The 25,810-nt window shown below is 61.1% G+C and carries 30 protein-coding genes; 18 read left to right on the forward strand and 12 right to left on the reverse strand.

Annotation, left to right across the window (positions count from 1 at the left end; all coding sequences use genetic code 11):
• Positions 1–18: 18 nt before the first annotated feature.
• Positions 19–837 (reverse strand): M48 family metallopeptidase, encoded by an 819-nt coding sequence (locus tag AC1Q9F_RS12340; RefSeq protein WP_207983905.1) that lies wholly within the window; start codon positions 835–837, stop codon positions 19–21.
• 263 nt (positions 838–1,100) lie between these two features.
• Here AC1Q9F_RS12340 and AC1Q9F_RS12345 point away from each other — a divergent pair, with 263 nt between their 5' ends.
• Positions 1,101–3,242: a methyl-accepting chemotaxis protein gene (locus AC1Q9F_RS12345; protein WP_492634781.1), complete on the forward strand. Its 2,142-nt coding sequence runs from the start codon at positions 1,101–1,103 to the stop codon at positions 3,240–3,242.
• 4 nt (positions 3,243–3,246) lie between these two features.
• Here AC1Q9F_RS12345 and AC1Q9F_RS12350 read toward each other — a convergent pair whose 3' ends face one another.
• From AC1Q9F_RS12350 to AC1Q9F_RS12360, 3 genes are read right to left on the reverse strand one after another with little or no spacing between them, the layout of a single operon-like run.
• Positions 3,247–3,870: an SOS response-associated peptidase gene (locus tag AC1Q9F_RS12350; RefSeq protein ID WP_007951669.1), complete on the reverse strand. Its 624-nt coding sequence runs from the start codon at positions 3,868–3,870 to the stop codon at positions 3,247–3,249.
• A 36-nt stretch (positions 3,871–3,906) separates the two neighbouring features.
• Positions 3,907–4,167, reverse strand: a complete 261-nt coding sequence (locus tag AC1Q9F_RS12355) for a putative signal transducing protein (RefSeq protein ID WP_011335895.1) — start codon at positions 4,165–4,167, stop codon at positions 3,907–3,909.
• A 9-nt stretch (positions 4,168–4,176) separates the two neighbouring features.
• Positions 4,177–4,359, reverse strand: a complete 183-nt coding sequence (locus tag AC1Q9F_RS12360) for a CPXCG motif-containing cysteine-rich protein (protein WP_007951671.1) — start codon at positions 4,357–4,359, stop codon at positions 4,177–4,179.
• Between the two features lie 142 nt (positions 4,360–4,501).
• Between AC1Q9F_RS12360 and AC1Q9F_RS12365 the strand changes: the two genes are divergently transcribed.
• Complete coding sequence (locus AC1Q9F_RS12365) at positions 4,502–5,665, forward strand: 1-acyl-sn-glycerol-3-phosphate acyltransferase (RefSeq protein WP_492619822.1); 1,164 nt, start codon at positions 4,502–4,504, stop codon at positions 5,663–5,665.
• 49 nt (positions 5,666–5,714) lie between these two features.
• On the opposite strand, the gene AC1Q9F_RS12370 is transcribed toward AC1Q9F_RS12365, so the two are convergent.
• The gene (locus tag AC1Q9F_RS12370; RefSeq protein ID WP_085745372.1) at positions 5,715–5,993 is read right to left on the reverse strand and encodes a hypothetical protein; all 279 of its coding nucleotides are present in this window, start codon (positions 5,991–5,993) and stop codon (positions 5,715–5,717) included.
• Between the two features lie 194 nt (positions 5,994–6,187).
• Between AC1Q9F_RS12370 and AC1Q9F_RS12375 the strand changes: the two genes are divergently transcribed.
• Positions 6,188–6,394 carry a hypothetical protein gene (locus tag AC1Q9F_RS12375; protein WP_039766399.1) on the forward strand — a complete coding sequence of 69 codons (207 nt, stop codon included), beginning with the start codon at positions 6,188–6,190 and terminating at the stop codon, positions 6,392–6,394.
• A 56-nt stretch (positions 6,395–6,450) separates the two neighbouring features.
• Here AC1Q9F_RS12375 and AC1Q9F_RS12380 read toward each other — a convergent pair whose 3' ends face one another.
• Entirely contained in the window at positions 6,451–7,035 is a 585-nt protein-coding gene (locus AC1Q9F_RS12380; RefSeq protein ID WP_011335900.1) for a YajG family lipoprotein, read from the reverse strand.
• Positions 7,036–7,225: 190 nt separating this feature from the next.
• On the opposite strand from AC1Q9F_RS12380, the gene AC1Q9F_RS12385 reads away from it, so the two are divergent.
• Both AC1Q9F_RS12385 and mqo read left to right on the forward strand, forming a co-directional pair.
• On the forward strand, positions 7,226–7,459 hold the full coding sequence (locus AC1Q9F_RS12385) for a hypothetical protein (RefSeq protein WP_039766297.1): 234 nt from the start codon (positions 7,226–7,228) through the stop codon (positions 7,457–7,459).
• Positions 7,460–8,160: 701 nt separating this feature from the next.
• On the forward strand, positions 8,161–9,669 hold the full coding sequence (gene mqo, locus AC1Q9F_RS12390) for a malate dehydrogenase (quinone) (protein WP_115079176.1): 1,509 nt from the start codon (positions 8,161–8,163) through the stop codon (positions 9,667–9,669).
• Between the two features lie 75 nt (positions 9,670–9,744).
• On the opposite strand, the gene AC1Q9F_RS12395 is transcribed toward mqo, so the two are convergent.
• From AC1Q9F_RS12395 to AC1Q9F_RS12410, 4 genes are all read right to left on the reverse strand, one after another.
• Positions 9,745–10,032: a PA4642 family protein gene (locus tag AC1Q9F_RS12395; protein ID WP_492619821.1), complete on the reverse strand. Its 288-nt coding sequence runs from the start codon at positions 10,030–10,032 to the stop codon at positions 9,745–9,747.
• 63 nt (positions 10,033–10,095) lie between these two features.
• Entirely contained in the window at positions 10,096–10,575 is a 480-nt protein-coding gene (locus tag AC1Q9F_RS12400; protein ID WP_207983908.1) for a hypothetical protein, read from the reverse strand.
• A gap of 116 nt (positions 10,576–10,691) precedes the next feature.
• On the reverse strand, positions 10,692–11,165 hold the full coding sequence (locus AC1Q9F_RS12405) for a WbuC family cupin fold metalloprotein (protein ID WP_492619820.1): 474 nt from the start codon (positions 11,163–11,165) through the stop codon (positions 10,692–10,694).
• Positions 11,166–11,168: 3 nt separating this feature from the next.
• Positions 11,169–11,726 (reverse strand): hypoxanthine-guanine phosphoribosyltransferase, encoded by a 558-nt coding sequence (locus AC1Q9F_RS12410; protein ID WP_007951681.1) that lies wholly within the window; start codon positions 11,724–11,726, stop codon positions 11,169–11,171.
• A gap of 165 nt (positions 11,727–11,891) precedes the next feature.
• Here AC1Q9F_RS12410 and upp point away from each other — a divergent pair, with 165 nt between their 5' ends.
• Together upp and AC1Q9F_RS12420 are read left to right on the forward strand one after the other, a co-directional pair.
• Positions 11,892–12,530 carry a uracil phosphoribosyltransferase gene (gene upp / locus AC1Q9F_RS12415; protein ID WP_007951682.1) on the forward strand — a complete coding sequence of 213 codons (639 nt, stop codon included), beginning with the start codon at positions 11,892–11,894 and terminating at the stop codon, positions 12,528–12,530.
• Between the two features lie 2 nt (positions 12,531–12,532).
• Positions 12,533–13,807: a uracil-xanthine permease family protein gene (locus AC1Q9F_RS12420; RefSeq protein WP_007951684.1), complete on the forward strand. Its 1,275-nt coding sequence runs from the start codon at positions 12,533–12,535 to the stop codon at positions 13,805–13,807.
• Positions 13,808–13,965: 158 nt separating this feature from the next.
• Here the strand turns inward: AC1Q9F_RS12420 and hemH are convergent, their stop codons facing one another.
• Positions 13,966–14,988, reverse strand: coding sequence for a ferrochelatase (hemH, locus tag AC1Q9F_RS12425; RefSeq protein WP_492619819.1), 1,023 nt, complete (start codon positions 14,986–14,988; stop codon positions 13,966–13,968).
• Between the two features lie 13 nt (positions 14,989–15,001).
• Positions 15,002–15,904 carry a TIGR01777 family oxidoreductase gene (locus AC1Q9F_RS12430; protein ID WP_492619818.1) on the reverse strand — a complete coding sequence of 301 codons (903 nt, stop codon included), beginning with the start codon at positions 15,902–15,904 and terminating at the stop codon, positions 15,002–15,004.
• Positions 15,905–16,101: 197 nt separating this feature from the next.
• On the opposite strand from AC1Q9F_RS12430, the gene AC1Q9F_RS12435 reads away from it, so the two are divergent.
• The 11 genes from AC1Q9F_RS12435 (at position 16,102) to AC1Q9F_RS12485 (ending at position 25,769) form a co-directional block, all read left to right on the forward strand.
• Positions 16,102–17,088 (forward strand): NAD(P)/FAD-dependent oxidoreductase, encoded by a 987-nt coding sequence (locus tag AC1Q9F_RS12435; RefSeq protein ID WP_007951687.1) that lies wholly within the window; start codon positions 16,102–16,104, stop codon positions 17,086–17,088.
• Positions 17,085–17,300 carry a TIGR02450 family Trp-rich protein gene (locus AC1Q9F_RS12440; protein WP_207983913.1) on the forward strand — a complete coding sequence of 72 codons (216 nt, stop codon included), beginning with the start codon at positions 17,085–17,087 and terminating at the stop codon, positions 17,298–17,300. Before AC1Q9F_RS12435 ends, AC1Q9F_RS12440 begins: the two co-directional genes overlap by 4 nt.
• 110 nt (positions 17,301–17,410) lie before the next feature.
• Positions 17,411–18,370 (forward strand): YbgA family protein, encoded by a 960-nt coding sequence (locus AC1Q9F_RS12445; protein ID WP_492619817.1) that lies wholly within the window; start codon positions 17,411–17,413, stop codon positions 18,368–18,370.
• The gene (locus AC1Q9F_RS12450; protein ID WP_492619816.1) at positions 18,370–19,311 is read left to right on the forward strand and encodes a MerR family transcriptional regulator; all 942 of its coding nucleotides are present in this window, start codon (positions 18,370–18,372) and stop codon (positions 19,309–19,311) included. The genes AC1Q9F_RS12445 and AC1Q9F_RS12450 overlap by 1 nt, the downstream gene beginning before the upstream one ends.
• Before the next feature lie 20 nt (positions 19,312–19,331).
• Positions 19,332–20,777, forward strand: a complete 1,446-nt coding sequence (phrB, locus tag AC1Q9F_RS12455) for a deoxyribodipyrimidine photo-lyase (protein WP_492620016.1) — start codon at positions 19,332–19,334, stop codon at positions 20,775–20,777.
• Positions 20,770–21,192, forward strand: coding sequence for a nuclear transport factor 2 family protein (locus AC1Q9F_RS12460; protein ID WP_492619815.1), 423 nt, complete (start codon positions 20,770–20,772; stop codon positions 21,190–21,192). Before phrB ends, AC1Q9F_RS12460 begins: the two co-directional genes overlap by 8 nt.
• Positions 21,189–21,971, forward strand: coding sequence for an SDR family NAD(P)-dependent oxidoreductase (locus AC1Q9F_RS12465; RefSeq protein WP_207983917.1), 783 nt, complete (start codon positions 21,189–21,191; stop codon positions 21,969–21,971). The genes AC1Q9F_RS12460 and AC1Q9F_RS12465 overlap by 4 nt, the downstream gene beginning before the upstream one ends.
• Positions 21,968–23,215, forward strand: coding sequence for an NAD(P)/FAD-dependent oxidoreductase (locus tag AC1Q9F_RS12470; RefSeq protein ID WP_492619814.1), 1,248 nt, complete (start codon positions 21,968–21,970; stop codon positions 23,213–23,215). The genes AC1Q9F_RS12465 and AC1Q9F_RS12470 overlap by 4 nt, the downstream gene beginning before the upstream one ends.
• Positions 23,212–24,027: a DUF1365 domain-containing protein gene (locus AC1Q9F_RS12475; protein ID WP_492619813.1), complete on the forward strand. Its 816-nt coding sequence runs from the start codon at positions 23,212–23,214 to the stop codon at positions 24,025–24,027. The genes AC1Q9F_RS12470 and AC1Q9F_RS12475 overlap by 4 nt, the downstream gene beginning before the upstream one ends.
• Complete coding sequence (locus AC1Q9F_RS12480) at positions 24,014–25,285, forward strand: SAM-dependent methyltransferase (protein WP_207983920.1); 1,272 nt, start codon at positions 24,014–24,016, stop codon at positions 25,283–25,285. Before AC1Q9F_RS12475 ends, AC1Q9F_RS12480 begins: the two co-directional genes overlap by 14 nt.
• Entirely contained in the window at positions 25,278–25,769 is a 492-nt protein-coding gene (locus AC1Q9F_RS12485) for a DUF2878 domain-containing protein (RefSeq protein ID WP_207983921.1), read from the forward strand. The genes AC1Q9F_RS12480 and AC1Q9F_RS12485 overlap by 8 nt, the downstream gene beginning before the upstream one ends.
• Positions 25,770–25,810: the final 41 nt, after the last annotated feature.

The raw sequence follows: 25,810 nt of genomic DNA on the forward strand, positions 1-25,810 counted from the left end.
GCGGGAGCGATCATGGTTTCAGGACTTGGGCGCTTTCTCGTAAAGCGGCATGACTTTCGGAATGGCCGCTTCCAGCGAAGCGATCCGGCTGGCCGAAGCCGGGTGAGTACTCATGAACTCAGGCGGGCCCCCTTCGGACGCCTTGCTCATTTTGTTCCACAAGGTGATGGCGGCATTCGGGTTGTAGCCGGCACGAGCTGCCAGTTCCAGACCGATCAGGTCAGCCTCGTTTTCGTTGGCGCGGCTGTTGGGCAGCGTCATGCCGTAGTTGGCCACGGTGTCGGCCAGCGCCAGGCTGTCCTGACCCAGGCCGAGCAACGCACCGGCGCCCTGCTTGGCCATTTCGATGCCGTAGGCCTTGGACATTGCTTCACGACCGTGCTCGCGCAGGGCGTGGGCGATTTCATGGCCCATGACCGCGGCGATTTCATCGTCAGTAAGTTTCAGGCTGTCGATCAGCCCGGTGTAGAAAATGATCTTGCCGCCAGGACCGCAGTTGGCGTTGAGCTCGTCGCTCTTGATCAGGTTCACTTCCCATTTCCACTGCGCCGAATCCGGCCGGAAATTCGGTGCCTGGGCGATCAGCCGGTTGGCGATGGCCTGAATGCGTTTGGCATCGTTGCTGGTCTTGTCCAGCACGCCTTTGCTGGACGCCTCGCCCACGGTCTTCTGATAGGACTGGGCATACATCTGGTCGACCTCTTGCGAGGACAGCATGCTGAACATGTACTGCTTGCGCTCCACGCCCACGGCACCGCCGCTGGTGGTGTTGACCGACTGACAACCGGCCAGCAACAGCGCTGCGCTCAGTGCACTTACAACCAATGTCTTGTTCATTCAAAAGCTCCCTGAAAACCTGCCGCGTATCCTAGGCGGGTAATTGTATCGACGCCAGATACAACGGACGTGTTGCACCTGTTTTCAGAACACTCCCGTCAGCCCTGTAGGAAAAAATTCACATCCAGCGCCAAGCCCTCTGCAACTGCGTCGTGCACTGATCCATTTGCGACATTCGGCTTCAATTGCACGCACTTTGCCTCATGGCGCAATAGTGGCTGCCGATACAGCAGCGCAGACGTCCTCTCGCGTGCGGAGCTCCCATGAAGTTCAAGTCGATCCAGTTTTCCGTGGCCGCCCTGGCTGGCGCCATCGTACTCAGCGTGGTCGCCGCGCTGGTGCTGTACGCGCTATTCTCCGGTGCCCGCACCCAGGAAATGGTCCAGCAAAGGACCCAGGCCCAGTTCGAACAAGTGATCGAACAGCGCCTGACATCGCTGGCGCAGACCCAGGTCAGCCAGATCCAGCGTGAACTGGAAGCGCCGCTGCTGATCGCCGGCGGACTGGTACGCGTCAACGCCCTGCTCGGCACGCCGGGCGCCGATGGCCAGCCGCGACTGACCGTCAGCCGTGAGCAGTTGATCAGCCTGATCAAGGAAAACGTCGAGAAAAATCCGAAGATTCTTGGCACCTACATCGGTTGGGAAAAGAACGCACTGGATCACAACGATGCAACCTACGTCGGCACCAGCGTGGTCGGCATCGACGCCGCCAACGGGCGATTCCTGCCGTGGTGGTTCCGCAACGACGACGGCACCCTCGGCCTGGACAAACTGGTGGACGTCGACGACCAGAAAGTCCTGTCCACCGGCGTGCGCGCCAGCGAGTACTACCTGTGCTCGAAGGAAACCAAAAAATCCTGCGTGATCGATCCCGCCCCGTACAAGGTCGGCGACAAGATCGTCATGCTCGCCTCCTTTATTGAACCGATCATGCTCAACGGCGCCTTCCAGGGCATCGTCGGCGCCGACCTGTCGGTGAACTTCATCCAGGAAATGCTCCTGGGCGCCAACCAGAAACTGTACAGCGGCGCCGGACAGATGGCCCTGATCGGCGGCAACGGCCGGATCGTCGCCTACACCAAGGATCCGAGCAAATTCGGCGAGAAAGTCAGCGACATTCTCGACGCCCAGCAGATTGCCAACATGGCCAAGCTCAAGCGCGGCGAAGTGACTTACACCGTCAATAAAGAGCAAGGCCGGATCGAGTTGTACCTGCCGTTCGGCATCGGCCAGACCGACGCGCGCTGGACACTGATGCTGCAACTGCCGCTCGACGCGGTAATGGCCGACCTGCAAAAGCTGCAAGGCGACCTCGACGCCCAGCGCAAATCCGACACCTTCGGCATGGCCATGGTCGGCCTGATCATCGCCGGTCTCGGCTTGCTGGTGATCTGGCTGGTGGGCCACGGCATCGCTCGCCCACTGAAGCAAATGGTGACCATGCTCGACGACATTGCCCAGGGCGAAGGCGACCTGACCCGTCGCTTGACCAGTGATCGCAATGACGAACTCGGCTCCATCGCCAAAGGCTTCAATACCTTCCTCGCCAAGTTGCAGGGGATGATCACGCAGGTAGTGTCGTCGGTACAGAGCGTCAGCGATTCCTCGGAGCACACGGCGGACATCGCGATCCGGACCAATATCGGCATTCAGAAGCAGATGGCCGAGATCGATCAGGTGGCCACCGCCGTGCAGGAAATGACCGCCACCGCGCAAGACGTGGCACGCAACGCGACCCAGGCCGCGCAAGCCGCCAGCCACGCCGATCAGGCCGCCAGTCAGGGCATGCAGATCGTGCGCGACACCTCCAACTCGATCGGCGTACTGGCCGTGGAAATCGGCAAGGCCGTGGACGTTGTTCAGACCCTGGCCAAGGACAGCGAAAACATCAACGCGATCCTTATCGCCATTCGCGGAATCGCCGAGCAGACCAACCTGCTGGCCCTCAACGCGGCGATCGAAGCGGCCCGCGCCGGTGAACAAGGACGTGGTTTTGCGGTGGTGGCCGACGAGGTGCGCAACCTGGCGCAGAAAACCCAGAAGGCCACCGAAGAAATCCAGAGCATGATCCAGCAACTGCAACAGGGCACCCGCGATGTGGTGCGGGTCATGGAGGACAGCCAGAATCGTACCGACGAAAGCGTGCAGCACGCGGCCAAGGCAGCGGAGGCGCTGGAGACCATTACTCAGGCGGTATCGGTGATCAACGACATGAACACCCAGATCGCCAGCGCCGCCGAGGAGCAGAGCGCGGTGGCCGACGACATCAACCGCAACGTGATCAATATCGGTCAGGTGGCAAACGAAGTGGCGGGGGGTGCGGATGAGTCGAGTTCGGCGAGTGCGGATCTGACCAAACTGGCGGAGCAGCAACGGCGGTTGATCAATCAGTTCAAGGTCTGACCGATCAGGCCGGGGTCAGGCACTCCGGCCCGTTGAGCTTCGGATCATTGACCAGGTTCGCCAGCACCCGCTCGCGCAAGGCGGCGGGTTCGCTGGCGAGCAAACCCTGCAGAACATGCAACGGCGTTTCAGGATCAAGCCACGCCGCCTGCCCCGCCTCATCAAGAATCAACGGCCGGCGCTGACTGGCCGCAGGCTGCGTGATCACCGCCGTGCTCAGCCAGACCTGCTCCTGCACCGGATACGCTTCCCAGATCGCCGCAAAAAACAACGAAGCACCTTCACCCGGCGTCAGCCAGTACGGGCGCTTGCGCGTAGTGCCGCGCCATTCGTAGAAACCGTTGGCCGGCAGCAGGCAACGACGCAGGCGCAGGGCTTCGCGGAACATCGGCTGTTCGGCAACGGTTTCGGCCCGGGCGTGGGCCGGCGTGCGCGACATGTCGGTCAGCCATGGCGGTGTCAGCCCCCAACGGGCACGGGCCAGCGTGCGCTGGCCATCGGGTTCGGCGCGCAGCATCAACACCGAATCGTTGGGGGAAATGTTCCACTGCGCCTGCTGATCGGCAGGAAAACCTGGCAGGTTCGCGAAATCGCGGTTCCAGCGAAACAGGGCATAACGTCCACACATGGGGCAGCACGACTCACAAATAAAACGAACGCCAGCCTAACAGACCAGCGTCCCGGGATAGCTGTCCGGTTCATCGCCGGGCAGCGGCAGCGCGGCATTGTACGCACTGATCAGCTCGCGGGCGTATTCGGCCTGGTCGTTATCGACCGACAGGCCCAACAGGCCGAAGATCGGCAACTCCCCCGTGCCGCCCAGCAGATCGCGCCCGACCAGATGCGCCTCGATGCCTTCGCTGGCGAGCATGCCCTTGAGCATCTCGCCTTCCATCAGGTTTTCCGGCTCGTAGATTCGCTGCATGGGCGCGCCTCACTCGTTTTCGCTGAAGACTTCCAGAAACCAGTCCTCTCCATGGACCTGCAACACAAAGGTGATCGGCCGACAACACACCTGACAGTCTTCAATATAGGTCTGGTCGCCACCGGAGAGATCCACGGTCGTCTCGACCTCTTCACCACAATACGGACATTCATATACTGCGCTTTCCAGCATCGCGGTCTCCCGGGTGACTTGTGCGTATAATCGCCGGTCTATTTGCAGGGCTATTTTTGTCTGGCTACTTTTTCAGACCGTGCCCCGTTGGTTTTCGATCAAAACCTTTACTTACCCTAGCCGTTTCCAACAAGAGAGCATGATGGGCGAATTCGATGCCATCCGACCTTACGACGACAGCGAAGTACCTGCGGTACTGGCGCGACTGCTCGGCGACAAGGCGTTTCTAGATATCCTCACCCACTTCCGCTTCCCGCGTTTTGCCGGTGCCTTCGGCTGGATGCTCAAACCACTTATAGCCCATCGGCTGCGTCGTGAGTTTGCCGACGTGACCTCCGTGGCCACTTTGCAGGACAAGGTCGAGTTCTACGTCGACCACACCATCGAGCGTGCCACCGACGGCGTGACCTACACCGGTGTCGAGCAATTCAAGTCCGGCAGCGCTTATCTGTTCATCGCCAACCACCGCGACATCGTGATGGACCCGGCCTTCGTCAACTACGCCGTGTACCACGCCGGCCTGCCGACGCCGCGCATCGCGATTGGCGACAACCTGCTGCAAAAGCCGTTCGTCAGCGACCTGATGCGTTTGAACAAGAGCTTCATCGTTCATCGCTCGATCACCGGGCGCCGCGAGAAAATGGCCGCCTATCAACTGCTGTCGGCGTACATCAACCACTCGATCCGCAACGACTGCGCCTCGATCTGGATCGCCCAGGCCGAAGGCCGCGCGAAGGACGGTGACGACCGTACCGAGTCGGCGATCCTCAAGATGTTCCACATGAGCCGCAAGGACGAGCCGTTCGGCGAAGTCATTCAGTCGCTGAACCTGACTCCGGTGTCGATCAGCTACGAATACGACCCGTGCGACCAGGCCAAGGCCCGCGAGCTGTACATCCGCGCCACCACCGGCACCTACAGCAAGGCGCCGGGCGAGGATGACGTGAGCATCGCCAAGGGAATCACCGGCTACAAGGGCCGGGTGCACGTGAACTTCGCCGCACCGATCACCGAGCTGTTCGAAGACACCAAGCAATTGGCGGTCGAGATGGACAAGCAGATTCTCGGCGGCTACCGGTTGTTCCCGGTGCATTACCTGGCGTACGCGCAGTGGGCCGATGCCGATCCTCAACTGAACGTGCCGAAAGCTGCCAAAGTGTTCGGTGCCGAGGAACTGGCCAAGGCCCAGGAAGAATGGCAGAACCGTCTGGACGCCTGCCCGCAAGAGCATCGTCCGTATCTGGTGCTGCAATATGCGACGCCGGTGCGCAATCAGTACCGGGTCAAGGCTGGTTTACCGCTGTAAGCGGTGTCGGCCAGATACAAGAACGGCGCCTTCGGGCGCCGTTTTTCGTTCAGAAGCGGGTACTGATCCAGGACACCAGCAACGCCAGACCCAGGCAGGCAAAACCGAAGCGGTAGAAAAAGCGATTCATGCGCAAGGTCGCCCAATCGAGCACCGGCTCCTGATCCGGCTGGTGCTGACGCTGGGCCGCGATACTGGCCATCGCCCGTTGTTCACGGCGGCGGGTCGCATGCAGCAGCCAACTGCCGGGGAAGGCCAACAGCAGGGCCAGCAGGTTGATCAGTTTGGCGGGATGGGCGGTAAACAGCGTCATCAAGTGCAGCGACATCACAGACCTCAATCTAAACCAGGTATGGCGAACGCCAGACCGACGACCGCGACGCGGATTCTACCGAAACCCTCCCCCACTGCCCTAGCCTTTGCGACAAATAACCCATCAATCGACCGATGGCTGTCCTGTGTCACGGCATCGTCATTTGTTTCAGTCACCCTGCGCGCCTCGAAACCGACACGGAACGCGACATGCTTCACGCTGAAAACCAGGATCGCCTGTACCTCATCTCCCCGTCCGACGAACAGCAAACCCTCGTCGGCAGCCTGGCCTTCAATGTTCAGGACCGCCACTGGCTGGTGTATTGCGCCCTCGGCGGGCACCAGCATGCGGACTTGCCCGAGACCGACCTGCTGACCGGCGTCAGCGTCCTCGACTTCTATTCACAAGCCGCCTGAACGAAAAAAGCCCGGGGCCATCACTGGCCCCGGGCTTTTTCACATCAACCGAACACTTACTCGGCGAGGACCTGACCCACGGTCGGATCCTTGAACAGACGGGTCAGCGCATCGCTCAGCACATCGCTGACCAGTTTGGTGTTGGTTTCCTGGTTCGGCGCCATGCCGAAACGCTGGTCCAGCGAAGCGCCGTAACGACCGCTGTAGCGACGGTTGCCGCTCTGCACGTCGGAACGGAAGGTCGCGCCGATGGTGGCCTCGGTCACGTACATGCCTTCTTTCGGCGACTGGTATTTCAGTTCAGTCAGGGTCACGGTCAGCTGTGGAGCATTCATCGCGCCGTTGGACGGGGTGAAGCCCAGCAGACGCACGGCCGCTTCGGCCTGGGCCTGCAACTTCGGCAGAATCTGCTCGCGCTGCACGGTAATGGCGCTGGTTTCCGGGTACAGGCCGCCACGGGTGCCGAGGGTTGGCGACGGACGACCGTCAACTACGCGGACGACGACAGGCTGGCCATGGCCGACCGGTGCCAGCTGAGTGGTCAGCTTCGGTTCCGGGCTCAGTTGTTGCGGGCTGTGGGCGCAGCCAACCAGGGTCAAACTGGTCACAGTGATCAAACCGAACAACAGGCGTTGCAACATGCTCTTCTCTCCAGAATCAGGCACAGACAGGCCGGCAGTATAGCGGTGGGCCACTGCGGGTCACCAGCACTGAAATCTCTGACAAATCCGGCACAAAGCGGTTCCTGTCACACATTCGTCACCCCCCATACACGTTCGTTTCACGTTCCTTTGACAATCTTCGCCACAGATCCCCAGAAGGAACACTGCCATGCGCTATCTGATCTCGTTGTTCGCACCACGTCCGCTGCACCGCAGCTTCGCCCTGCTCGATCGCAACGGCCATTGCCAGGCTTTCAAACAGTGCAGCCTGCAACCGATGGGTGACGGCTGGGTGGAAATCGAGGAAATCCGCCTCAACTGGCTGCACCAGCCACTGCCTGCCAGCGCCCGGGTCGAACAGCAGCGCCCACGCGCACGTGCTCAGGCGATGTTGAGCATCTGACCGGATGCCTAATAAAAGTCATTAAACTCGACCAACTCCCCGCATTTCTTCGATACAATCTCCCCCCGATTATAAGGACGTCTCCTGATCGGGCCCCGCAATAGCGTCAATGCGCTTGCATTGGCATCCAAATCGCCCACAGAGAGCCGCCCACACAGATCGAGTGAAGCTGGCGTGCTTGCTGTTTCCCTGGCAAATCCCGCTTTTCGCGAATCTGCAGAGCTGTCATGACGCTCGGCCACTGAGTTGTTTGCCCCTTCGGGCACGGTGCCAGCCCCGGACAGCCCTTTTTGAGGTTCACGTCTTCAAAAGAGCGTGAAAAAAACGGGTTTTCACAACTTCACAAGAGTGTGGCGAGCAAATGAATAGTTTTGCGTCTGAACATGCACCATTAGCGTCTGAAACAGCCCAACGACACAGGAACGGGAACGCCTCGAATACCGGAGCCTGAAGCCTGTCCGCTACGGATTTGGTTGCACAAACGGATGTCTCGACCATAAGTCGAATTGCCAGCCCCGTGCCGAAATGAGTTCATATGACTCTTGAAAGCCAGGCCGCACGCATCCGTCGAAGTTGCGAAAAATTGCGAAGATTCGGACATGGCACACCTGACCAAGGATACCCGGGGCTCCACTGACCTGCCCTGGACGCCTGGCAGCCATGCCGACAATTTGGTGCTGCAGATTTTGGAGACGCGTTAAATGGCGCATAACGAAGCAGTCGACGTAGTTCTGGTTGGGGCCGGCATCATGAGTGCCACCCTCGCAGTACTGCTCAAAGAGCTCGACCCGGCGATCAAGCTGGAAGTCGTCGAGCTGATGGATTCCGGTGCCGCGGAGAGTTCCAACCCATGGAACAACGCCGGTACCGGCCACGCCGGCCTGTGCGAGCTGAACTATACGCCGCAGGCTGCCGACGGCACCGTCGACATCAAAAAAGCCGTGCACATCAACACCCAGTTCGAGGTGTCGAAGCAGTTCTGGTCGTACCTGACCAAGAAAGGCACGTTCGGCTCGTGCAAATCCTTCATCAGCCCGGTGCCGCACCTGAGCTACGTCGAAGGCGAAAAAGGCGTTTCATTCCTCAAGGAACGCTTCAACGTGCTGCACAAGCACCACGCCTTCGCCGATATGGAATACACCGAAGACAAGGCGAAGATGGCCGAGTGGATGCCGCTGATGATGCCGGGTCGTCCGAAAGACCAGGTGCTCGCCGCCACCCGCGTGATCAACGGCACCGACGTCAACTTCGGCGCCCTGACCAATCAGTTGCTCAAGCACCTGACCAGTGCACCCGATGCCCAGGTCAAGTACTGCAAGCGCGTGACCGGCCTCAAGCGTAATGCCAACGGCTGGACCGTCAGCATCAAGGACGTCAACAGCGGCAGCAGCCGTGAAGTCGACGCCAAATTCGTGTTCCTCGGCGCCGGTGGCGCGGCCCTGCCGCTGCTGCAAGCTTCGGGCATCGAAGAAAGCAAAGGCTTCGGCGGCTTCCCGATCAGCGGCCAGTGGCTGCGTTGCGACAACCCGGAAGTGGTCAAGCATCACCAGGCCAAGGTTTACAGCCAGGCCGCCGTGGGTTCGCCACCGATGTCCGTGCCGCACCTGGACACCCGCGTGGTCGACGGCAAGAAATCCCTGCTGTTCGGGCCATACGCCGGTTTCACCACCAAGTTCCTCAAGCACGGCTCCTTCATGGACCTGCCGATGTCGGTTCGCGCCGGCAACATCGGGCCGATGCTGGCCGTGGCGAAAAACAACATGGACCTGACCAAGTACCTGGTCAGCGAAGTGATGCAGTCGATGGAACAGCGCCTGGAATCCCTGCGCCGTTTCTACCCGGAGGCGAAAGCCGAAGACTGGCGCCTGGAAGTGGCCGGCCAACGGGTACAGATCATCAAGAAAGACCCGAAAAAAGGCGGCATCCTGCAGTTCGGTACCGAACTGGTGGCTGCGAAGGACGGCTCCCTCGCCGCCCTGCTCGGCGCTTCGCCAGGCGCTTCGGTGACCGTCTCGATCATGCTGGAACTGATCGAGAAGTGCTTCCCGGCCAAGGCCAAGGGTGAGTGGGCTGCCAAACTGGCGGAAATCTTCCCGGCCCGTGAAAAGGTCCTGGAAACCGACGCTGCGCTGTATCGCAAGATCAACACGCAGAACAACGTCGCGCTGGAACTGGTTGAAGCCAGCAACGAGACCGAAAGCTACGCTTGATTCGGCTCCATGAAAAACGCCCCGCACTCGGTGAGTGCGGGGCGTTTTTTTATGCCTGTGGAAAACTTCGGGCGATCAGCCGCGTGCTTTCTCGATCAGCTCGATGTATTCCGGGGCGTTGCGCTGATCGCAGATCTGGTCGACGAAGGTCTTGCCGTGCTCGTCCTTGCCGTCCACGTCATAGCCGGCTGCAACGAAGAACGTCAGGAAACGCTCGAAATCGTCGATGCGCAGGCCACGGTAAGCCTTGACCAGTTTGTGCAGCGACGGCGAGGTGGCGTCGACCGGCTCAAAATCGAGGAACAGCTTGATCTGCTCATCGCCGATCTCGTCACCAATCACTTGCTTCTTATCTTTACGCATTGCCGACTCCAGCTCGCAGACATTTCACGGGGCGGGCAGTTTACCCCTGCGCAGGCACAAGGCTCAACGCGAGCGCGTGCTGCCGGTGTGCAAATCGGCCCAGATATGGCCATTGGCGTAGGTCAGGAACTGGCAATACACGGTGTCGTTGCGCAACAGATCGATCACCACCCGGTACTGCGCCAGCGGGTAGAAGAGCGTCAGGGTCTTGCTCTTGTCGTCATACACCGGTTTTTTCAGGCTTTTGCTTTCGCCATCGAAGTTGACCAGCACCTGATTGATCGTCGCGCCCTTGTTCAGGGATTTGCCCTTGAGGCGGATCATCAGCGGCGAGGTGACCGGAATCGGCTGCTGACTGGACTGGCGCTGGGCGCCGACTACCACGGAATAGTCGGTGACCTGCAACAGTTGCTGCTGCTCGGGTTCGGCATCGCGCAGGGTCAGGTCGTCCGGTGGCAGGAATTGACTGTGCATCGGGGCAGCGGCCAGGGGCAGGCTGAGGGTCAGCAACAGGGCGGCGCAGCTGCGGATCAAGAGACTCATGACAGGCTCCGGAGGGGGCGGGGCCGAGCACTCTAGCACGGGTTTTACAGGGTTCTGTAAAGCAAAAGGCGCAAGCTTCGCCTACGGGCGCTTGCGCCTTTTCATTGCGGATTCGCTCAGTCGAACTGCGCGTGCATCCAGGCCTGATACTCCGCAACCCCGGCTTCGCCTTCGCGTGGCGCCCAGTGCGCAAGCTCGCCCTCTCCAACCGGGCGATAGGGTCCGGCCTTGCACTCGAACATCAGGCTGTCGGCTTCCAGAACGACCAGGCCGTGGAATACCCCGATCGGCAGATCCACCCCAAGGCACTCGCCACCGGCCTGCAAGACCTGCTTTTTCACCACCGCACCGGTTTCGTCAAAGATCAGCAAACCGAGCTTGCCTTTGAGTACCAGCAAGGTTTCCGCCTTGTTGTCACCCAAATGACGGTGAGGCGGAATGTAGGTGTCCGGTTGCAGCCCTACCGCCATGCGGTGGCAGGCTTCCTCCATCTGATGGAAGTTGTGGTGCTGACGCCCGCGAGGACTGGCCGCGGCTTTCTCGGCCAACTCGGCAAACAGCGTTTGATCAAGAAAGCCCGGCTTGTTCATTGATTACATTCCTTTGACGGCGAAAATTCCGTTGGCGTTGCGCCAGTAGCCTTTGTAGTCCATACCGTAACCGAAGATGTAACGGTCGATGCACGGCAGACCGACGAAGTCGGCTTTGAGGTCAGGACGTGCCTTGCGGTCGTGGTCCTTGTCGATCAGTACGGCGGTGTGCACTTTGCGCGCGCCGGCGTGACGGCAGAAGTCGATGATCGCGCCCAGGGTGTGACCTTCGTCGAGGATGTCGTCGATGATCAGCACGTCACGGTCGATGAACGAGACTTCCGGCTTGGCTTTCCAGAACAGGTCGCCGCCGCTGGTTTCGTTGCGATAGCGGGTGGCGTGCAGGTAGGACGCTTCCAGCGGGAACTGCAGATGAGTCAGCAGTTTGCCGGAGAAAATCAGACCACCGTTCATCACGCAGAACACCACCGGGTTGCTGTCGGCCAGTTGTTCGTTGATTTGTGCACCGACGCGGGCAATGGCAGCCTCGACTTCAGCTTCGGTGTACAGGCAGTCAGCCTCTCGCATGATTTGACGGATATGCTCGAGATCAGCGGACATGGCGCTCTCCAAGGGGGGTCTGTTTCGGAAAAGCGGGCAAAGGTACGCATCCCGCACGGCCGAATCAAGCATTTGTGGACTAACGTACTGTATGTCCTATAGGACATCACCCTCGGATAGATTAATCTAGGCCGGTTTTTTTGCCCGCCGCCGGAGCCTTTCCCCATGTCCATCCAAGAGATCCGCCATCCGCTGATCCGTCACAAACTTGGCCTTATGCGCCGTGCAGACATCAGCACCAAGAATTTCCGTGAGCTCGCTCAGGAAGTCGGTGCCCTGTTGACCTATGAAGCTACAAAAGACCTGCCGCTGGAAACCTACGATATCGAAGGTTGGTGCGGCACTGTGTCGGTCGAGAAAATCGCCGGCAAGAAGATTACCGTCGTACCGATCCTGCGTGCCGGCATCGGCATGCTCGAAGGCGTGCTCAGCCTGATCCCGGGCGCCAAGGTCAGCGCCGTCGGCGTCGCCCGTAACGAAGAAACCCTGCAGGCCCACACCTATCTGGAAAAACTGGTTCCGGAAATCGACGAACGCCTGGCGATGATCATCGACCCGATGCTCGCCACCGGCAGCTCCATGGTTGCGACCATCGACCTGCTGAAGAAGGCCGGTTGCAAGGACATCCGCGCGATGGTGCTGGTTGCCGCGCCGGAAGGCATTGCCGCTGTCGAGAAAGCTCACCCGGACGTGATCATCTACACCGCGTCCATCGATCAGAAACTCAACGAGCACGGTTACATCATTCCTGGGCTTGGCGACGCCGGTGACAAGATCTTCGGCACCAAGCAGAAGGACGCGTAAGCATGCAGCAAGAGTTCAACGATCCGCTCTGGCGCACGGTGCTGTCCGGCGCACAGATGCTGTTCGTGGCTTTCGGCGCCCTGGTGCTGATGCCACTGATCACGGGCCTGGACCCGAACGTGGCACTGTTTACCGCAGGTCTGGGCACGATTCTGTTCCAGATCGTCACCGGACGTCAGGTGCCGGTGTTCCTGGCATCGAGCTTCGCCTTCATCACCCCGATCATTCTCGCCAAGGGCCAGTTCGGCCTCGCCGCGACCATGGGCGGCGTGATGGCGGCCGGTTTCGTCTACACCTTCCTCGGCCTGGCCGTGAAGATCAAAGGCACCGGTTTCATTGACCGACTGCTGCCGCCAGTCGTAATTGGCCCGGTGATCATCTCCATCGGCCTGGCCATGGCGCCGATTGCCGCGAACATGGCGATGGGCAAGGCCGGCGACGGTTCCGAGCTGATCCACTACCAGACCGCAATGATGATCTCGATGCCGGCGCTGCTGACCACGCTGATCGTGGCGGTGTTCGGCAAAGGCATTTTCCGTCTGGTGCCGATCATTTCCGGCGTGTTGGTGGGTTTCGCCATGTCCTTTTATTTCGGTGTCGTCGACACCGCGAAGATTGCGGCGGCCCCATGGTTTGCACTTCCTCATTTCACCGCGCCGGAGTTCAACTGGCAGGCGATCCTGTTCATCGTCCCGGTAGCTTTGGCCCCGGCCATCGAACACATCGGCGGCGTGATTGCAGTCGGCAGCGTGACCGGTCGTGACTACCTGAAGAAGCCTGGCCTGCATCGCACTCTGCTGGGTGACGGCATCGCCACCACGGCAGCCGGCCTGTTCGGCGGCCCGCCCAACACGACCTACGCGGAAGTGACTGGCGCGGTGATGCTGACCAAGAACTACAACCCGAAAATCATGACCTGGGCGGCGATCTTCGCCATCACCCTGGCGTTCATCGGCAAGTTCGGCGCCCTGCTGCAAAGCATTCCGGTGCCGGTGATGGGCGGGATTCTGTGCCTGCTGTTCGGTTCGATCGCGGCGGTGGGGATGAACACCCTGATCCGTCACAAGATCGACCTGGGCGAGGCGCGCAATCTGGTGATTGTTTCGGTGACGCTGGTGTTCGGTATCGGCGGAGTGCTGGTCGGCACCGGCACAGGCCCGGATGACTTCGGCCTCAAAGGCATCGCGCTGTGCGCGGTGGTGGCGATTGCGCTGAACCTGATCCTGCCGGGCAACGACAGCTGGAAACACAAGAAGGCGGATGAGCCGCTGATCTAAGCCTTGGCTTCAAGATCGTTCTCACGCGGATCACCCCACACTGATCGTTCCCACGCTCTGCGTGGGAATGCCTCTGGGGACGCTCCGCGTCCAGTGACGCGGAGCGTCACGGTTGCATTCCCACGCGGAGCGTGGGAACGATCAATCATCGACGATCATCAAAGGGCCAGTGGCGCCCGTTCACACAATGTTGCCAACGCCTTCGCCCATTGCGGGTCGTCATTCAGGCACGGCACCAGCACCAGCTCCTCTCCCCCCGCCTCGCGGAACTGTTCCTTGCCGCGATCGCCGATCTCTTCCAGGGTCTCGATGCAATCGGCAACAAACGCCGGGCACATCACCAGAATCTTCTTCACGCCGCTCTTGGCCAATTCATCCAGCCGCGCTTCGGTGTAGGGCTCGATCCACTTCGCCCGGCCCAGCCGCGACTGAAACGACACCGACCATTTGCCGTCAGGAATGCCCATGCGTTTGGCAAACTCGGCTGCCGTGCGCAGGCACTGGCCGCGATAACACGTAGCAACCACCTCCGGCGGTGCACCGGCGCAGCAATCGCCGCCACCCTCGAAACTGTGCCCCGGGTTGAGTTTTTTCAGATGCCGCTCCGGCAAGCCGTGGAAGCTCAGCAACAAGTGATCGTAATCCTGTTGCAAATGCGGTTTGGCGCTCGCCACCAGGGCGTCGAGGTATTCCGGCTGATCGTAGAACGGTTGCAACACCGACAGCTGCACATCGAGCGTCTTCTCGCGCACCACCCGCCTGGCTTCTTCAATCACCGTAGTGGTGGTGCTGTCGGCGAACTGTGGATAAAGCGGCGCGAGGGTGATGCGCTTATGCCCCGCCGCGACCAGCTTCAACAGGCTGGTCTCGATCGACGGCTCGCCGTAACGCATGGCCAGCTCAACCGGGCCGTGAGTCCACTGCGCCTTCATCTGCTGTTGCAGGCGACGACTGAGCACCACCAGCGGCGAACCTTCGTCCCACCAGATCGAGGCGTAGGCATGGGCCGACTGCTCCGGGCGCTTGATCAGGATCAGCGACACCAGCAAACGCCGCACCGGCCACGGCAGGTCGATCACGTACGGGTCCATCAGGAATTGATTGAGGTAGCTGCGCACGTCGGCCACCGAAGTGGAGGCCGGCGAACCCAGATTGACCAGAAGCAAGGCGTGATCGGTCATGCAACGTCCTATTTCAGAGGCGGCCGGAAAGATCGTCCAGGGCCGCGCGTAAATCCGTGAACCGGAAAGTGAATCCCGCTTCCAGCAAGCGTTTCGGCGTGGCCTTTTGGCCACCCAGCAACAGCAATGACATCTCGCCGAGCCCCACCTTCAACGCGAGGGCCGGCATCGGCATGAACGCCGGGCGGTGCAGCAAGCTGCCCAGCGTCTTGGCGAATTCGCGATTGCGCACAGGTTTCGGCGCGCACGCATTATAAGGACCGCTCGCCTGATTGCGGTGCAGAAGAAAATCAATCAGGGCGATTTGGTCGTCGATATGAATCCACGGCATCCACTGCCGACCGTTGCCCAAAGGCCCGCCCAGCCCGAGCTTGAACGGCAGCAGCAGGCGCGACAAAAAACCACCCTCGGCCGACAGCACCAGGCCGGTGCGCACCAGTACCACCCGAATATCCATCGCTTCGGCGCGTTGCGCGGTTTCCTCCCAGGCGATGCACAACTGGCTGGCGAAATCGTCGATCACCGGCGGCGAGTCTTCGGTCAACTCGCGCTCGCCGCCGTCACCGTACCAACCCACGGCCGAACCCGAGATCAGCAGCGACGGTTTCTGCCCGCGTTTCTCCAGCCACGCCAGCAACGATTCGGTCAGCGTGATCCGGCTGCTCCACAACAACGCCTTGCGCCGATGGGTCCACGGCCGGTCGGCAATCGGCGCGCCGGCGAGGTTGACGATCACGTCGACCGGCTCGTCGCCCAGGTCCTCCAGACGCGCGATTCCACGCACCTGGGCGCCACAGATGTTCGCGACTTTTTCCGGACGACGACTCCAGACCGTCAGGCGATGCCCCTGCCCGGACCAGTGCCGGCAAAGCTGACGTCCGATCAATCCAGTACCGCCGGTCAGCAATATGTGCATGACTTCTACCTCGCGTGGCGTTTTACCCCGATCACTAGTCTATTTTTATAAACAGGGATCTTTTCAATCGGGCAGGCTCTATTGTTTAACCATAGGCCAAGCTGTCAGAACGAGAACGCTGGAAGTTATACCAAAAAACAAAATTGTACAGGTTTCATCCACGGCGTAGTCTGTACAGAAAGGTAAACGAGGCCCCTATGACTGTACCTATCGCAATCATTGGCACCGGCATCGCCGGACTCTCCGCCGCCCAGGCCCTGACGGATGCCGGGCATACCGTTCAGTTGTTCGATAAAAGCCGCGGCAGCGGCGGGCGCATGTCGAGCAAGCGCAGCGACGCCGGCTCGCTGGACATGGGCGCGCAATACTTTACCGCCCGTGACCGACGCTTCGTCACCGAAGTCCAGCGCTGGCAAAGCAAAGGCTGGGTCGCCGAATGGGCACCGCAGCTCTACACCTTTCATGGCGGACAATTGAACCTGTCGCCGGACGAACAGACCCGCTGGGTCGGCACGCCGCGCATGAGCGCCATCACCCGGGGCCTGCTCGATGGACTGGAAGTGCATTTCGCCTGCCGGATCACCGAGGTCTATCGCGGTGAAGAACACTGGCACCTGCAGGACGCCGAAGGCTTCACCCACGGGCCGTTCAGCCATGTCGTCATCGCCACGCCAGCGCCTCAGGCCACCGCCCTGCTGGCCGCCGCGCCGAAACTTGCCGGCGCCGCCGCCGGGGTGAAAATGGACCCGACCTGGGCCGTCGCCCTCGCCTTCGACACCCCGCTGGATACGCCGATCGAAGGCTGCTTCGTCCAGGACAGCGCCCTCGACTGGCTGGCCCGCAACCGCAGCAAACCGGGACGCGACACCACGTGCGACACCTGGGTCCTGCACGCCACCAGTGCCTGGAGCCGGCAGCACATCGACCTGCCCAAGGAAGCGGTGATCGAACAATTGCACGGCGCCTTCGCCGAATTGCTGCACAGCGCCATGCCAGCCCCGACCTTCAGCCTCGCCCACCGCTGGCTCTATGCCCGTCCGGCCAGCAGCCATGAATGGGGCACCCTGGCCGACGCCGATCTGGGCCTGTACGCCTGTGGCGACTGGTGCCTGTCGGGTCGGGTCGAAGGCGCGTGGCTCAGTGGTCAGGAGGCTGCAAGACGCTTGCACGAACACCTGCAGTGAACCGCATCAATCCGCGCAAATTGCTGCTGTCGAAATGGACAGCAGCCCACCCGCAAAACCGTGAAAAGCATTTTCTGGTGACCGAACTCTTCCGCGACGAGGACGGCACGGTGCTGGAAATCGAGTTGCAGGCAGTGCTGACCCGGCGTACCGAGCAATGCGACTGGCAAACCCTGCAAGATGATTCACGCTGGAAAATGGGCTGGCTCTGAAAACCTTAAAAACTTGTACAAACAATTTGACTTGTACACCTTTGAATCTATGCTGAAAGAATGTTGTACAGATCTATTCCTCTGTACAGGTTCAGATTCGAGGTTGCTGCATGTCCGACTCATCGACGTCCCCGCCGAAAATCGCCATCAGCGCCTGCCTGATGGGCGCCGAAGTGCGCTACAACGGTGGGCACAAGGAGTCGCGGCTGTGTACCCGCACCCTCAGCGAGCATTTCGAATTCGTCCCGGTGTGCCCGGAAGTCGCGATCGGCCTCGGCATCCCCCGCGAGCCGATCCGTCTGGTCGGTGACCCGGAACAACCCGAAGCCCTCGGCACCGTCGACCGGGAGATCAATGTCACCGGGCCGCTGGCGGAATACGGTCAGAAAATGGCCGCCGAGCTGAACGACATCTGCGGCTACATCTTCATGCAGCAATCGCCGTCGTGCGGGCTGGAGCGGGTCAAGGTCTATCACCCCAACGGCGCGCCACTGGGTAACGGTCGCGGGATCTACGCCCAGGCGTTCTGTGCGGCGCACCCTGAATTGCCGGTGGAAGAAGCCGGGCGCCTGAACGATCCGGTGCTGCGGGAAAACTTCATCACCCGGGTGTTCGCCTACAGCGACTGGCAGCACGTTCTGCGCAAAGGCCTGAGCCGCCGCGCGCTCACCGACTTCCACTCGCGCTACAAATACCTGCTGATGGCCCACAACCCGGTGCAATACAAGGCGCTGGGCAATCTGCTGGGCAACATGGGCCGGCTCGATCCCGAAGAACTCGGCCCGCGCTATTTCAGTGAATTGATGGCGGCGCTGAAAAAATGCGCCACCCGCCGCACGCACAGCAATGTCCTGCAGCACATCAGTGGTTACCTGAAACAGGTCATCACCCCCGAAGACAAACAGGAAGTGCAGCACATCATCGGCCAGTACCGACACGGCATCGTGCCGTTGGTAGTGCCGCTGACGCTGCTCAAACATCACTTTCGCCTCCACCCGGATCCCTACATTGCGCAGCAGGTGTACCTGCAACCGCATCCGGAAAACCTCAGCCTGCGAAACGCCATTTGATGAACGACTCACCCGACACCAGCGCCCGTGAAGACCTCGGCGCCGACTTCAAGAAAGCCCTCGACGAAGGCTGGCTGCCGATCCGCGAAGTCGCGCGCCAGACCGGCGTGAATGCCGTCACCCTGCGCGCCTGGGAAAGACGCTACGGGCTGATCGTTCCGCAGCGCACGCCCAAGGGCCATCGTCTGTACAGCGCCGAGCATGTGCAACGCATTCAGAACATCCTCACCTGGCTCAACCGCGGCGTTGCGGTCAGCCAGGTCAAACCGCTGCTCGACACGGCGCAAGCTTTAAACGAACCGGTGGAAGACGAATGGCATCCGCTGCGCCAGGCCGCCCTGCTGGCGGTCACGCACCTGAACGAGCGCAGCCTCGACGACAGCATCAACCAGGCGATGGCGCTGTACCCGCCGCGCACACTTTGCGAGCAATTGTTGCTGCCGCTGCTGAGCGATCTCGAACAGCGCTGGCAGGGCCAGTTCGGCGCGCAGATGGAGCGTGTGTTCTTTTTTGCCTGGTTACGCAGCAAATTCGGCGCACGCATCTACCATAACAATCGTCAGTTGCGCACCGCGCCGCTGCTGCTGATCAATCAGTCGGATTTGCCGCTGGAACCGCATCTGTGGCTCTGCGCCTGGCTGATCAGCAGCGCCGATTGCCCGGTGCAGGTGTTCGACTGGCCGCTGCCGGCCGGAGAGCTGGCGCTGGCAACCGATACCCTGCAAGCCCGTGGCGTACTGCTGTATTCCAGCAAAGCCCTGAGCCTTGCACAGCTACCGAAACTGTTGAATGGCGTCAGCTGCCCAAAACTGATTGCCGGACCCACGGTGTGCATTCACCACGCCGAGTTGTCCGCAAAGACTTCCGATTTCGCTGATCTGCTCCTGGCCGAAGACCCTCTTTCGGCGCATCGGGTGCTCATTGAGCGTGGATTGATTTAATGATTCAGACAGAGACCGACATGCAATTGATCTGGCTGCGCAGCGACCTGCGCCAACACGACAACACCGCCCTCGCGGCCGCCGCCGAGCGTGGCCCGACCGTGGCTGTGTACCTGTTGAGCCCGCTGCAATGGCAGGAACATGACGACGCGCCGTGCAAGATCGATTTCTGGCTGCGCAATTTGCGCGAGTTGAGCAAAAGCCTGGGTGCCCTGAACATCCCGCTCCTGATCCGCACCGCGCCTCACTGGGATCAGGCACCCGCCGTGCTGCTCGAACTGTGCCGGCAACTGAAGATCAAGGCCGTACACGTCAACGAGGAATACGGCATCAACGAAAGCCGTCGCGACGAGGCAGTTGCCGAGGCGTTGCAAGCCGAAGGCATATCCTTCCACAGCTACCTCGATCAATTGCTGTTCAAACCCGGCAGCGTACTGACCAAAACCGGCACTTACTTTCAGGTGTTCAGCCAGTTTCGCAAGGTCTGCTACGAACGCCTGCACCGCTCGATGCCGTCGCTGAAACAGGCGCCGGGCAAACAGTCAGCGCTGAACATCGCCAGCGACACCGTTCCAGCAGCTATCAAAGGATTCCCGACACCCGGCGACTCACTGCGTGCTCTGTGGCCCGCCGGTGAAGCCGAGGCCCGGCGGCGCCTCGACACGTTCGCCGATGCGCAGATCGACTACTACAAGAGCGAACGCGACTTCCCGGCCAAACCCGGCACCAGCCAGCTCTCGGCCTATCTGGCCGCCGGTGTGATCTCGCCACGCCAATGCCTGCACGCCGCCCTGCAAAGCAATCAGGGCGAATTCGAAAGCGGCAAGGTCGGGGCTGTCACCTGGATCAACGAGTTGCTGTGGCGCGAATTCTACAAACACATCCTCGTCGGTTACCCACGGGTTTCACGCCATCGCGCATTCCGCCCGGAAACCGAAGCCCTGGCTTGGCGCGACGCCCCGCAGGATCTGGCCGCCTGGCAAGAGGCCCGCACCGGCTTGCCGATCATCGACGCGGCCATGCGCCAACTGCTGGAAACCGGCTGGATGCACAACCGTCTGCGGATGGTGGTGGCGATGTTTCTGACCAAGAACCTGCTGATCGACTGGCGCGAAGGCGAGCGCTTTTTCATGCGCCACCTGATCGACGGCGACCTGGCGGCGAACAACGGCGGCTGGCAGTGGAGTTCCTCGACCGGCACCGATTCGGCGCCGTACTTCCGCATTTTCAACCCGGTCAGTCAGTCGGAAAAGTTCGACAGCGAAGGCCTGTTCATCAAGCACTGGCTGCCGGAACTGGCCGGCCTGAACAAGAAAGAACTCCACAACCCGGCCAGTGCTGGCGGGCTGTTCGGCGTGGCGGACTATCCGGCGCCGATCGTCAATCTGAGCGCATCACGGGAACGGGCGCTGACAGCGTTCAAGAACCTGCCGTCACGCGCCTCTCAAGGAGTGAGCGATGAGTGAATTTCTGCGCAGTTTCGCCCAGCGGTTCGCACAGTTGAACAAAGACAACTTGCGAAATCTGGACGAACTGTACAGCGAAGACATTCATTTCACCGATCCACTACACGAAGTGCAGGGGCTGACGAACCTGCGCGCTTACTTCAGTGAGTTATACGCCAACGTCAACGAACTGCGCTTCGATTTCCACGGCTTCGACCAGATCAGCGACGGCGAAGGCTATCTGCGTTGGGTCATGAGCTACCGCCACCCGCGTCTGAGCGGTGGGCAACTGATCCGCGTCGCGGGCTGCTCGCACCTGCTCTGGAGCGACAAGGTTTACCGCCACCGGGATTACTTCGATGCCGGAGCGCTGCTTTATGAACATTTACCCGTATTGGGCCGAGTGATTGCCTGGCTGAAAAGGAGATTGGGATGAGTCGTACAGCTCCACGGCGTTATTGGCTGACCGGTGCCAGCAGTGGCATCGGTGCGGCATTGGCAGAAGAGATCCTCAAGACCGGTGCGCACCTGGCGGTCAGTTCCCGTCAGGTCGCACCGCTCAAAGTGCTGTCGCAACGTTATCCGGGACAGGTGCTGGTGGTACCCGGCGATCTGACCAACAGTCAGACCGTGCGTGAGATCGGCGAACAGATCGCTGCGGACTGGGGATCGCTCGATACGGTAATCCTCAACGCGGGCACCTGCGAATACGTCGATGCCCGTCAGTTTGACGCCTCGATCATCGAATACGTGGTGCGCACCAACCTGCTCGCCAGCAGCTATTGCATCGAAGCCGCCCTGCCCTTGTTGCGCAAAGGCACGGCACCGCATCTGGTGGGCATGGCCAGCTCGGTGACCTATGTGCCGTTGCCTCGCGCCGAAGCCTATGGTGCGTCGAAGGCCGGGCTGCGTTATCTGTTCGAATCCTTGCGCATCGACCTGGCGGACGAAGGCATTGAAGTCACGGTGATCAGCCCCGGTTTCGTCGACACGCCGCTGACCGCCAAAAATGATTTTCCGATGCCGCTCGCCTGGCCTGTGGATAAAGCCGCGCGGCATATCTTCGCCAAGCTGAAGGATCGACCGCTCGAAATCGCTTTCCCGGCGTTGTTCATGGCGGTCCTGTGGCCCCTGTCGAAAATGCCCGCGCGCGTACAACTGGCGATTGGCAAACGCATGGTGCGCAGCAATCCGCCGCTCAGGGATGCAACATGAAAATCGCCATCGTCGGCAGCGGCATCGCCGGTTTGACCTGTGCGTATCTGCTCGCTCGCCGACATGACATCACCGTGTTCGAAGCCGACGCCCGGGTCGGCGGTCATACGCACACGGTGCCGGTGACCGTGGACGGGCGCGAGTACGCGGTGGACACCGGGTTCATCGTGTTCAACGACTGGACGTATCCGAACTTCATTCGTTTGCTCGGCCAGTTGGGTGTGGCGTTCAAGCCAACCGAGATGAGTTTTTCGGTCAACGATCCGGACACCGGTCTGGAATACAACGGCAATAATCTGAACAGCCTGTTCGCCCAGCGCAGCAATCTGTTGTCCCCCGGATTCTGGGGCATGTTGCGCGACATCCTGCGGTTCAATAAAGAGACCCGGCGCGACCTTGCCGAACAGCGAATAGCCACCGACACCACCCTCGACGATTACCTCAAGGCCGGCGGTTACGGCGAGCGTTTCATCCTGCATTACATCGTGCCGATGGGCGCGGCGATCTGGTCGATGCCGATGGCCGAGATGCTCAATTTTCCCTTGCAGTTCTTCGTGCGTTTTTTCGAGAACCACGGGTTGCTCTCGATCAGCAATCGGCCGCAGTGGCAGGTGCTCGAGGATGGCTCCAGCGCCTACATCGCGCCGCTGACGGAGTCGTTCAAGGAGCGCATCCGCCTGAACTGCCCGGTGGGCCGGATCGATCGCGACGCACACGGCGTGGTTATCCACAGCCCGGCCGGCATCGAACGTTTCGACAAAGTGGTGCTGGCCTGCCATAGCGACCAGGCGCTGCGATTGCTGGGCAATCCAGGTCATGCCGAACGGGAAATCCTCGGTGCCCTGCCCTACGCCGACAACGAAGTGGTGCTGCACACCGACACCCGCCTGCTGCCCGCACGCAAACGGGCCTGGGCCAGCTGGAATTATCGCCTCGGCGGCGCCGGTCATACCCAGGCCGCCGTGACCTACGACATGAACATCCTGCAAGGCATCCAGAGCGACACCACATTCTGCGTCAGCCTCAACCAGAGCGCCGGGATCAGCCCGTCCAAAGTGCTCGCGCGCTTCAGCTACGCCCACCCGCAATTCAGCCTTGCAGCGGTGGCGGCACAACAGCGCTGGGCCGAAATCGACGGCGTGCAACACACGCATTATTGCGGCGCCTATTGGGCCAACGGTTTCCATGAGGACGGCGTGGTCAGCGCTTTGCGCGTGGCCGCATCCTTCGGGGAAAGCCTGTGAACAGCGCGCTCTATAGTGGCTGGATCGCCCATCGGCGATTTGCCCCGCGCCGTCATGAATTCCGTTACCGGATCGGCATGCTGTACCTCGATCTGGCCGAACAGGAGGCGGTGCTGGGCCTGTCCCGATTGGCGGGTTCCAGTCGCTTTGCGCCGTTTTCATTTCGCGAAACCGACTACCTGAAAACCTTCACCGGCCGCGGCGTGCGCCTGAGCGATGCGGTGTGCCAGTTGGTGGGCGAAGCCCTGGGCCATGAGCCGCAAGGTTCGATCTGCCTGCTGACCCAGCCGCGCAGCTGGGGCCTGTCGTTCAACCCGGTGAGTTTTTTCTATTGCCACGAGGCCGACGGCCAACTGGCGGCGATTCTCTGCGAAGTCAGCAACACCCCGTGGCGCGAGCGTTTTCACTACGTGCTGCCGGCCCGAGCACCGACCAACCTGCAGGACTTTCACCAGCACTTTGCCGTGGCCAAGGCGTTTCATGTCTCGCCGTTCCTGCCGCCGGATCTGGAATACCGCATGAGTTTCAGCCCTGCCGCGCAGATCCTGGGCGTACACATGGCCGACTGGCAAGGCGAGCAAAAACTGTTCGACGCCACCCTCGACCTGCGACGCGAACCCCTTGATCGGCGCCACTTGCATCGACACCTGTGGCGTTTTCCCTGGATGACCGCCAAGACCGCGCTGGCGATCTATTGGCAGGCGCTGCGCCTGTTGCTCAAGCGCACGCCGGTGTTTGCCCACCAGCGCGCCGACGACCGCTTTCGAACCGCCACCGCACCTCCCGAGGAACGCCACCATGAAATCCACTAGCGTTTCCGCCAAGGCCAGCCTGCTCAGCCCCCACGGCCTGAGCGGCTCGCTGCTGCGCCGGGGAGTACTGCGCCAGCTGGAGCAGCTCAAACAGGGCCAACTGATCGTCATCGAGGACGGCGAACGCCACGTCTTCGGCACGCCGGGCAGCGCGTTGGTGGGGGAAATTCAGGTCATGGATCCGGCTGCCTGGGGCCTGGTCGCCGGCAATGGCTCGATCGGCGCCGGTGAGGCTTTCATTCATGGCTACTGGCGCTCGCCGGATCTCACGGCCGTGGTGCGGGTCTTCGTCAGCAACCTTGAAGTGCTCGACGGAATGGAAGGTGGCCTGGCCAGGCTCGGTCGCCCGCTGGTGCGCGGGCTGCACTGGCTCAACCGCAATACGCGCAAGGGTTCGCAGAAAAACATCGCCGCCCACTACGACCTCGGCAATGACCTGTTCGAGCAGTTTCTCGACCCGACCATGATGTATTCGGCCGCCCAGTTTCTCAGCCCCGATGACAGCCTGGAGCAAGCGCAACTGAACAAACTGGAGCGGATCTGCCAGAAACTCGCGCTCAAGCCCGGCGACCATCTGCTGGAAATCGGCACCGGCTGGGGCAGCATGGCGCTTTACGCGGCGCAGCATTACGGCTGCAAAGTCACCACCACCACGCTGTCGAAGGAGCAGTTCGCCTTCACCGCCGCCCGCATCGAACGCCTCGGCTTGCAGGATCAGGTGACGCTGTTGCTGAAGGACTACCGCGACCTCACCGGCCAGTACGACAAGCTGGTGTCGATCGAGATGATCGAAGCGGTCGGCCACCGTTTCTTGCCGACCTACTTCAAACAGTGCGCGCACTTGCTCAAGAGCAACGGCCTGATGCTGCTGCAAGCGATCACCATCCGCGAACAACGTTACGAGCAGGCGCGTCGTGGCGTGGACTTCATCCAGCGTTACATTTTCCCCGGCGGCGCCCTGCCCTGCGTGCAGAAAATGCTCGAGATCGTCAGCCGCGACACCGACATGAACCTGTTGCACATGGAGGATTTCGGCCTGCACTACGCTCGCACCCTGCGTCTGTGGCACGAGAACTTTCGGCATGCTCAGGGGCGCCTGACCGAGCTGGGCTATGACGATTACTTCCTCAGGTTGTGGGAGTTTTACCTGTGTTATTGCGAGGGCGGATTCCTCGAACGCACCATCGGCACCGCGCAACTGTTGCTGGCCAAACCGGCGGCGATGACCGCGCCTTTGCTGGGCCGGTTCGATGCTTGAGCGGTTGGCCAACGCGGTGCTGTTCCAGATCGGCTGGCTGGCCTGTGTGCTCGGCGGCAACAGTTTGTGGTTGCTGATGGCGCTGGCGGTGCTGGTGATTCATCTGCGCTGGATCAGCAGTTGGGCGCAGGAAGGCCGGTTGATCCTCAGTGTGGTGATCATCGGCACGGCGGTGGACAGCGTGATGCGCGGCCTCGGGGTTTTCGAGTTCAAGGACCTGTCGCCGCTGATTCCGCTGTGGCTGATGTTGCTCTGGGCGTTGTTTGCCACGACGTTGCGCCATTGCCTGCAATGGAGCGCGAGGCCGTGGTGGCTGGCCAGCCTGCTTGGCGCGGCGGGTGGCGCGCTGTCCTATGGCGCTGGCGGACGACTGGCCGGCGTGCAATTTCCCTTCGGAGAGCTTGCGACCCTGATCGGCATCGCACTGCTGTGGGCGTTGCTGTTTCCGCTGCTGCACCAATTGTCCCGACGGCTGGCGAGCTAAACGCCTGTCAGGCCTTTCACACGGTCACCGACCACTGCCGT

The organism is Pseudomonas sp. GW823-FHT04A03 (genome assembly GCF_058796615.1).

Coding starts and splice junctions, on each gene's coding strand:
- AC1Q9F_RS12340 (WP_207983905.1), bottom strand. CDS start 837: ATGAACAAGACATTGGTTGTAAGTGCACTGAGCGCAGCGCTGTTGCTG.
- AC1Q9F_RS12345 (WP_492634781.1), top strand. CDS start 1,101: ATGAAGTTCAAGTCGATCCAGTTTTCCGTGGCCGCCCTGGCTGGCGCC.
- AC1Q9F_RS12350 (WP_007951669.1), bottom strand. CDS start 3,870: ATGTGTGGACGTTATGCCCTGTTTCGCTGGAACCGCGATTTCGCGAAC.
- AC1Q9F_RS12355 (WP_011335895.1), bottom strand. CDS start 4,167: ATGCAGCGAATCTACGAGCCGGAAAACCTGATGGAAGGCGAGATGCTC.
- AC1Q9F_RS12360 (WP_007951671.1), bottom strand. CDS start 4,359: ATGCTGGAAAGCGCAGTATATGAATGTCCGTATTGTGGTGAAGAGGTC.
- AC1Q9F_RS12365 (WP_492619822.1), top strand. CDS start 4,502: ATGGGCGAATTCGATGCCATCCGACCTTACGACGACAGCGAAGTACCT.
- AC1Q9F_RS12370 (WP_085745372.1), bottom strand. CDS start 5,993: ATGTCGCTGCACTTGATGACGCTGTTTACCGCCCATCCCGCCAAACTG.
- AC1Q9F_RS12375 (WP_039766399.1), top strand. CDS start 6,188: ATGCTTCACGCTGAAAACCAGGATCGCCTGTACCTCATCTCCCCGTCC.
- AC1Q9F_RS12380 (WP_011335900.1), bottom strand. CDS start 7,035: ATGTTGCAACGCCTGTTGTTCGGTTTGATCACTGTGACCAGTTTGACC.
- AC1Q9F_RS12385 (WP_039766297.1), top strand. CDS start 7,226: ATGCGCTATCTGATCTCGTTGTTCGCACCACGTCCGCTGCACCGCAGC.
- mqo (WP_115079176.1), top strand. CDS start 8,161: ATGGCGCATAACGAAGCAGTCGACGTAGTTCTGGTTGGGGCCGGCATC.
- AC1Q9F_RS12395 (WP_492619821.1), bottom strand. CDS start 10,032: ATGCGTAAAGATAAGAAGCAAGTGATTGGTGACGAGATCGGCGATGAG.
- AC1Q9F_RS12400 (WP_207983908.1), bottom strand. CDS start 10,575: ATGAGTCTCTTGATCCGCAGCTGCGCCGCCCTGTTGCTGACCCTCAGC.
- AC1Q9F_RS12405 (WP_492619820.1), bottom strand. CDS start 11,165: ATGAACAAGCCGGGCTTTCTTGATCAAACGCTGTTTGCCGAGTTGGCC.
- AC1Q9F_RS12410 (WP_007951681.1), bottom strand. CDS start 11,726: ATGTCCGCTGATCTCGAGCATATCCGTCAAATCATGCGAGAGGCTGAC.
- upp (WP_007951682.1), top strand. CDS start 11,892: ATGTCCATCCAAGAGATCCGCCATCCGCTGATCCGTCACAAACTTGGC.
- AC1Q9F_RS12420 (WP_007951684.1), top strand. CDS start 12,533: ATGCAGCAAGAGTTCAACGATCCGCTCTGGCGCACGGTGCTGTCCGGC.
- hemH (WP_492619819.1), bottom strand. CDS start 14,988: ATGACCGATCACGCCTTGCTTCTGGTCAATCTGGGTTCGCCGGCCTCC.
- AC1Q9F_RS12430 (WP_492619818.1), bottom strand. CDS start 15,904: ATGCACATATTGCTGACCGGCGGTACTGGATTGATCGGACGTCAGCTT.
- AC1Q9F_RS12435 (WP_007951687.1), top strand. CDS start 16,102: ATGACTGTACCTATCGCAATCATTGGCACCGGCATCGCCGGACTCTCC.
- AC1Q9F_RS12445 (WP_492619817.1), top strand. CDS start 17,411: ATGTCCGACTCATCGACGTCCCCGCCGAAAATCGCCATCAGCGCCTGC.
- AC1Q9F_RS12450 (WP_492619816.1), top strand. CDS start 18,370: ATGAACGACTCACCCGACACCAGCGCCCGTGAAGACCTCGGCGCCGAC.
- phrB (WP_492620016.1), top strand. CDS start 19,332: ATGCAATTGATCTGGCTGCGCAGCGACCTGCGCCAACACGACAACACC.
- AC1Q9F_RS12460 (WP_492619815.1), top strand. CDS start 20,770: ATGAGTGAATTTCTGCGCAGTTTCGCCCAGCGGTTCGCACAGTTGAAC.
- AC1Q9F_RS12465 (WP_207983917.1), top strand. CDS start 21,189: ATGAGTCGTACAGCTCCACGGCGTTATTGGCTGACCGGTGCCAGCAGT.
- AC1Q9F_RS12470 (WP_492619814.1), top strand. CDS start 21,968: ATGAAAATCGCCATCGTCGGCAGCGGCATCGCCGGTTTGACCTGTGCG.
- AC1Q9F_RS12480 (WP_207983920.1), top strand. CDS start 24,014: ATGAAATCCACTAGCGTTTCCGCCAAGGCCAGCCTGCTCAGCCCCCAC.
- AC1Q9F_RS12485 (WP_207983921.1), top strand. CDS start 25,278: ATGCTTGAGCGGTTGGCCAACGCGGTGCTGTTCCAGATCGGCTGGCTG.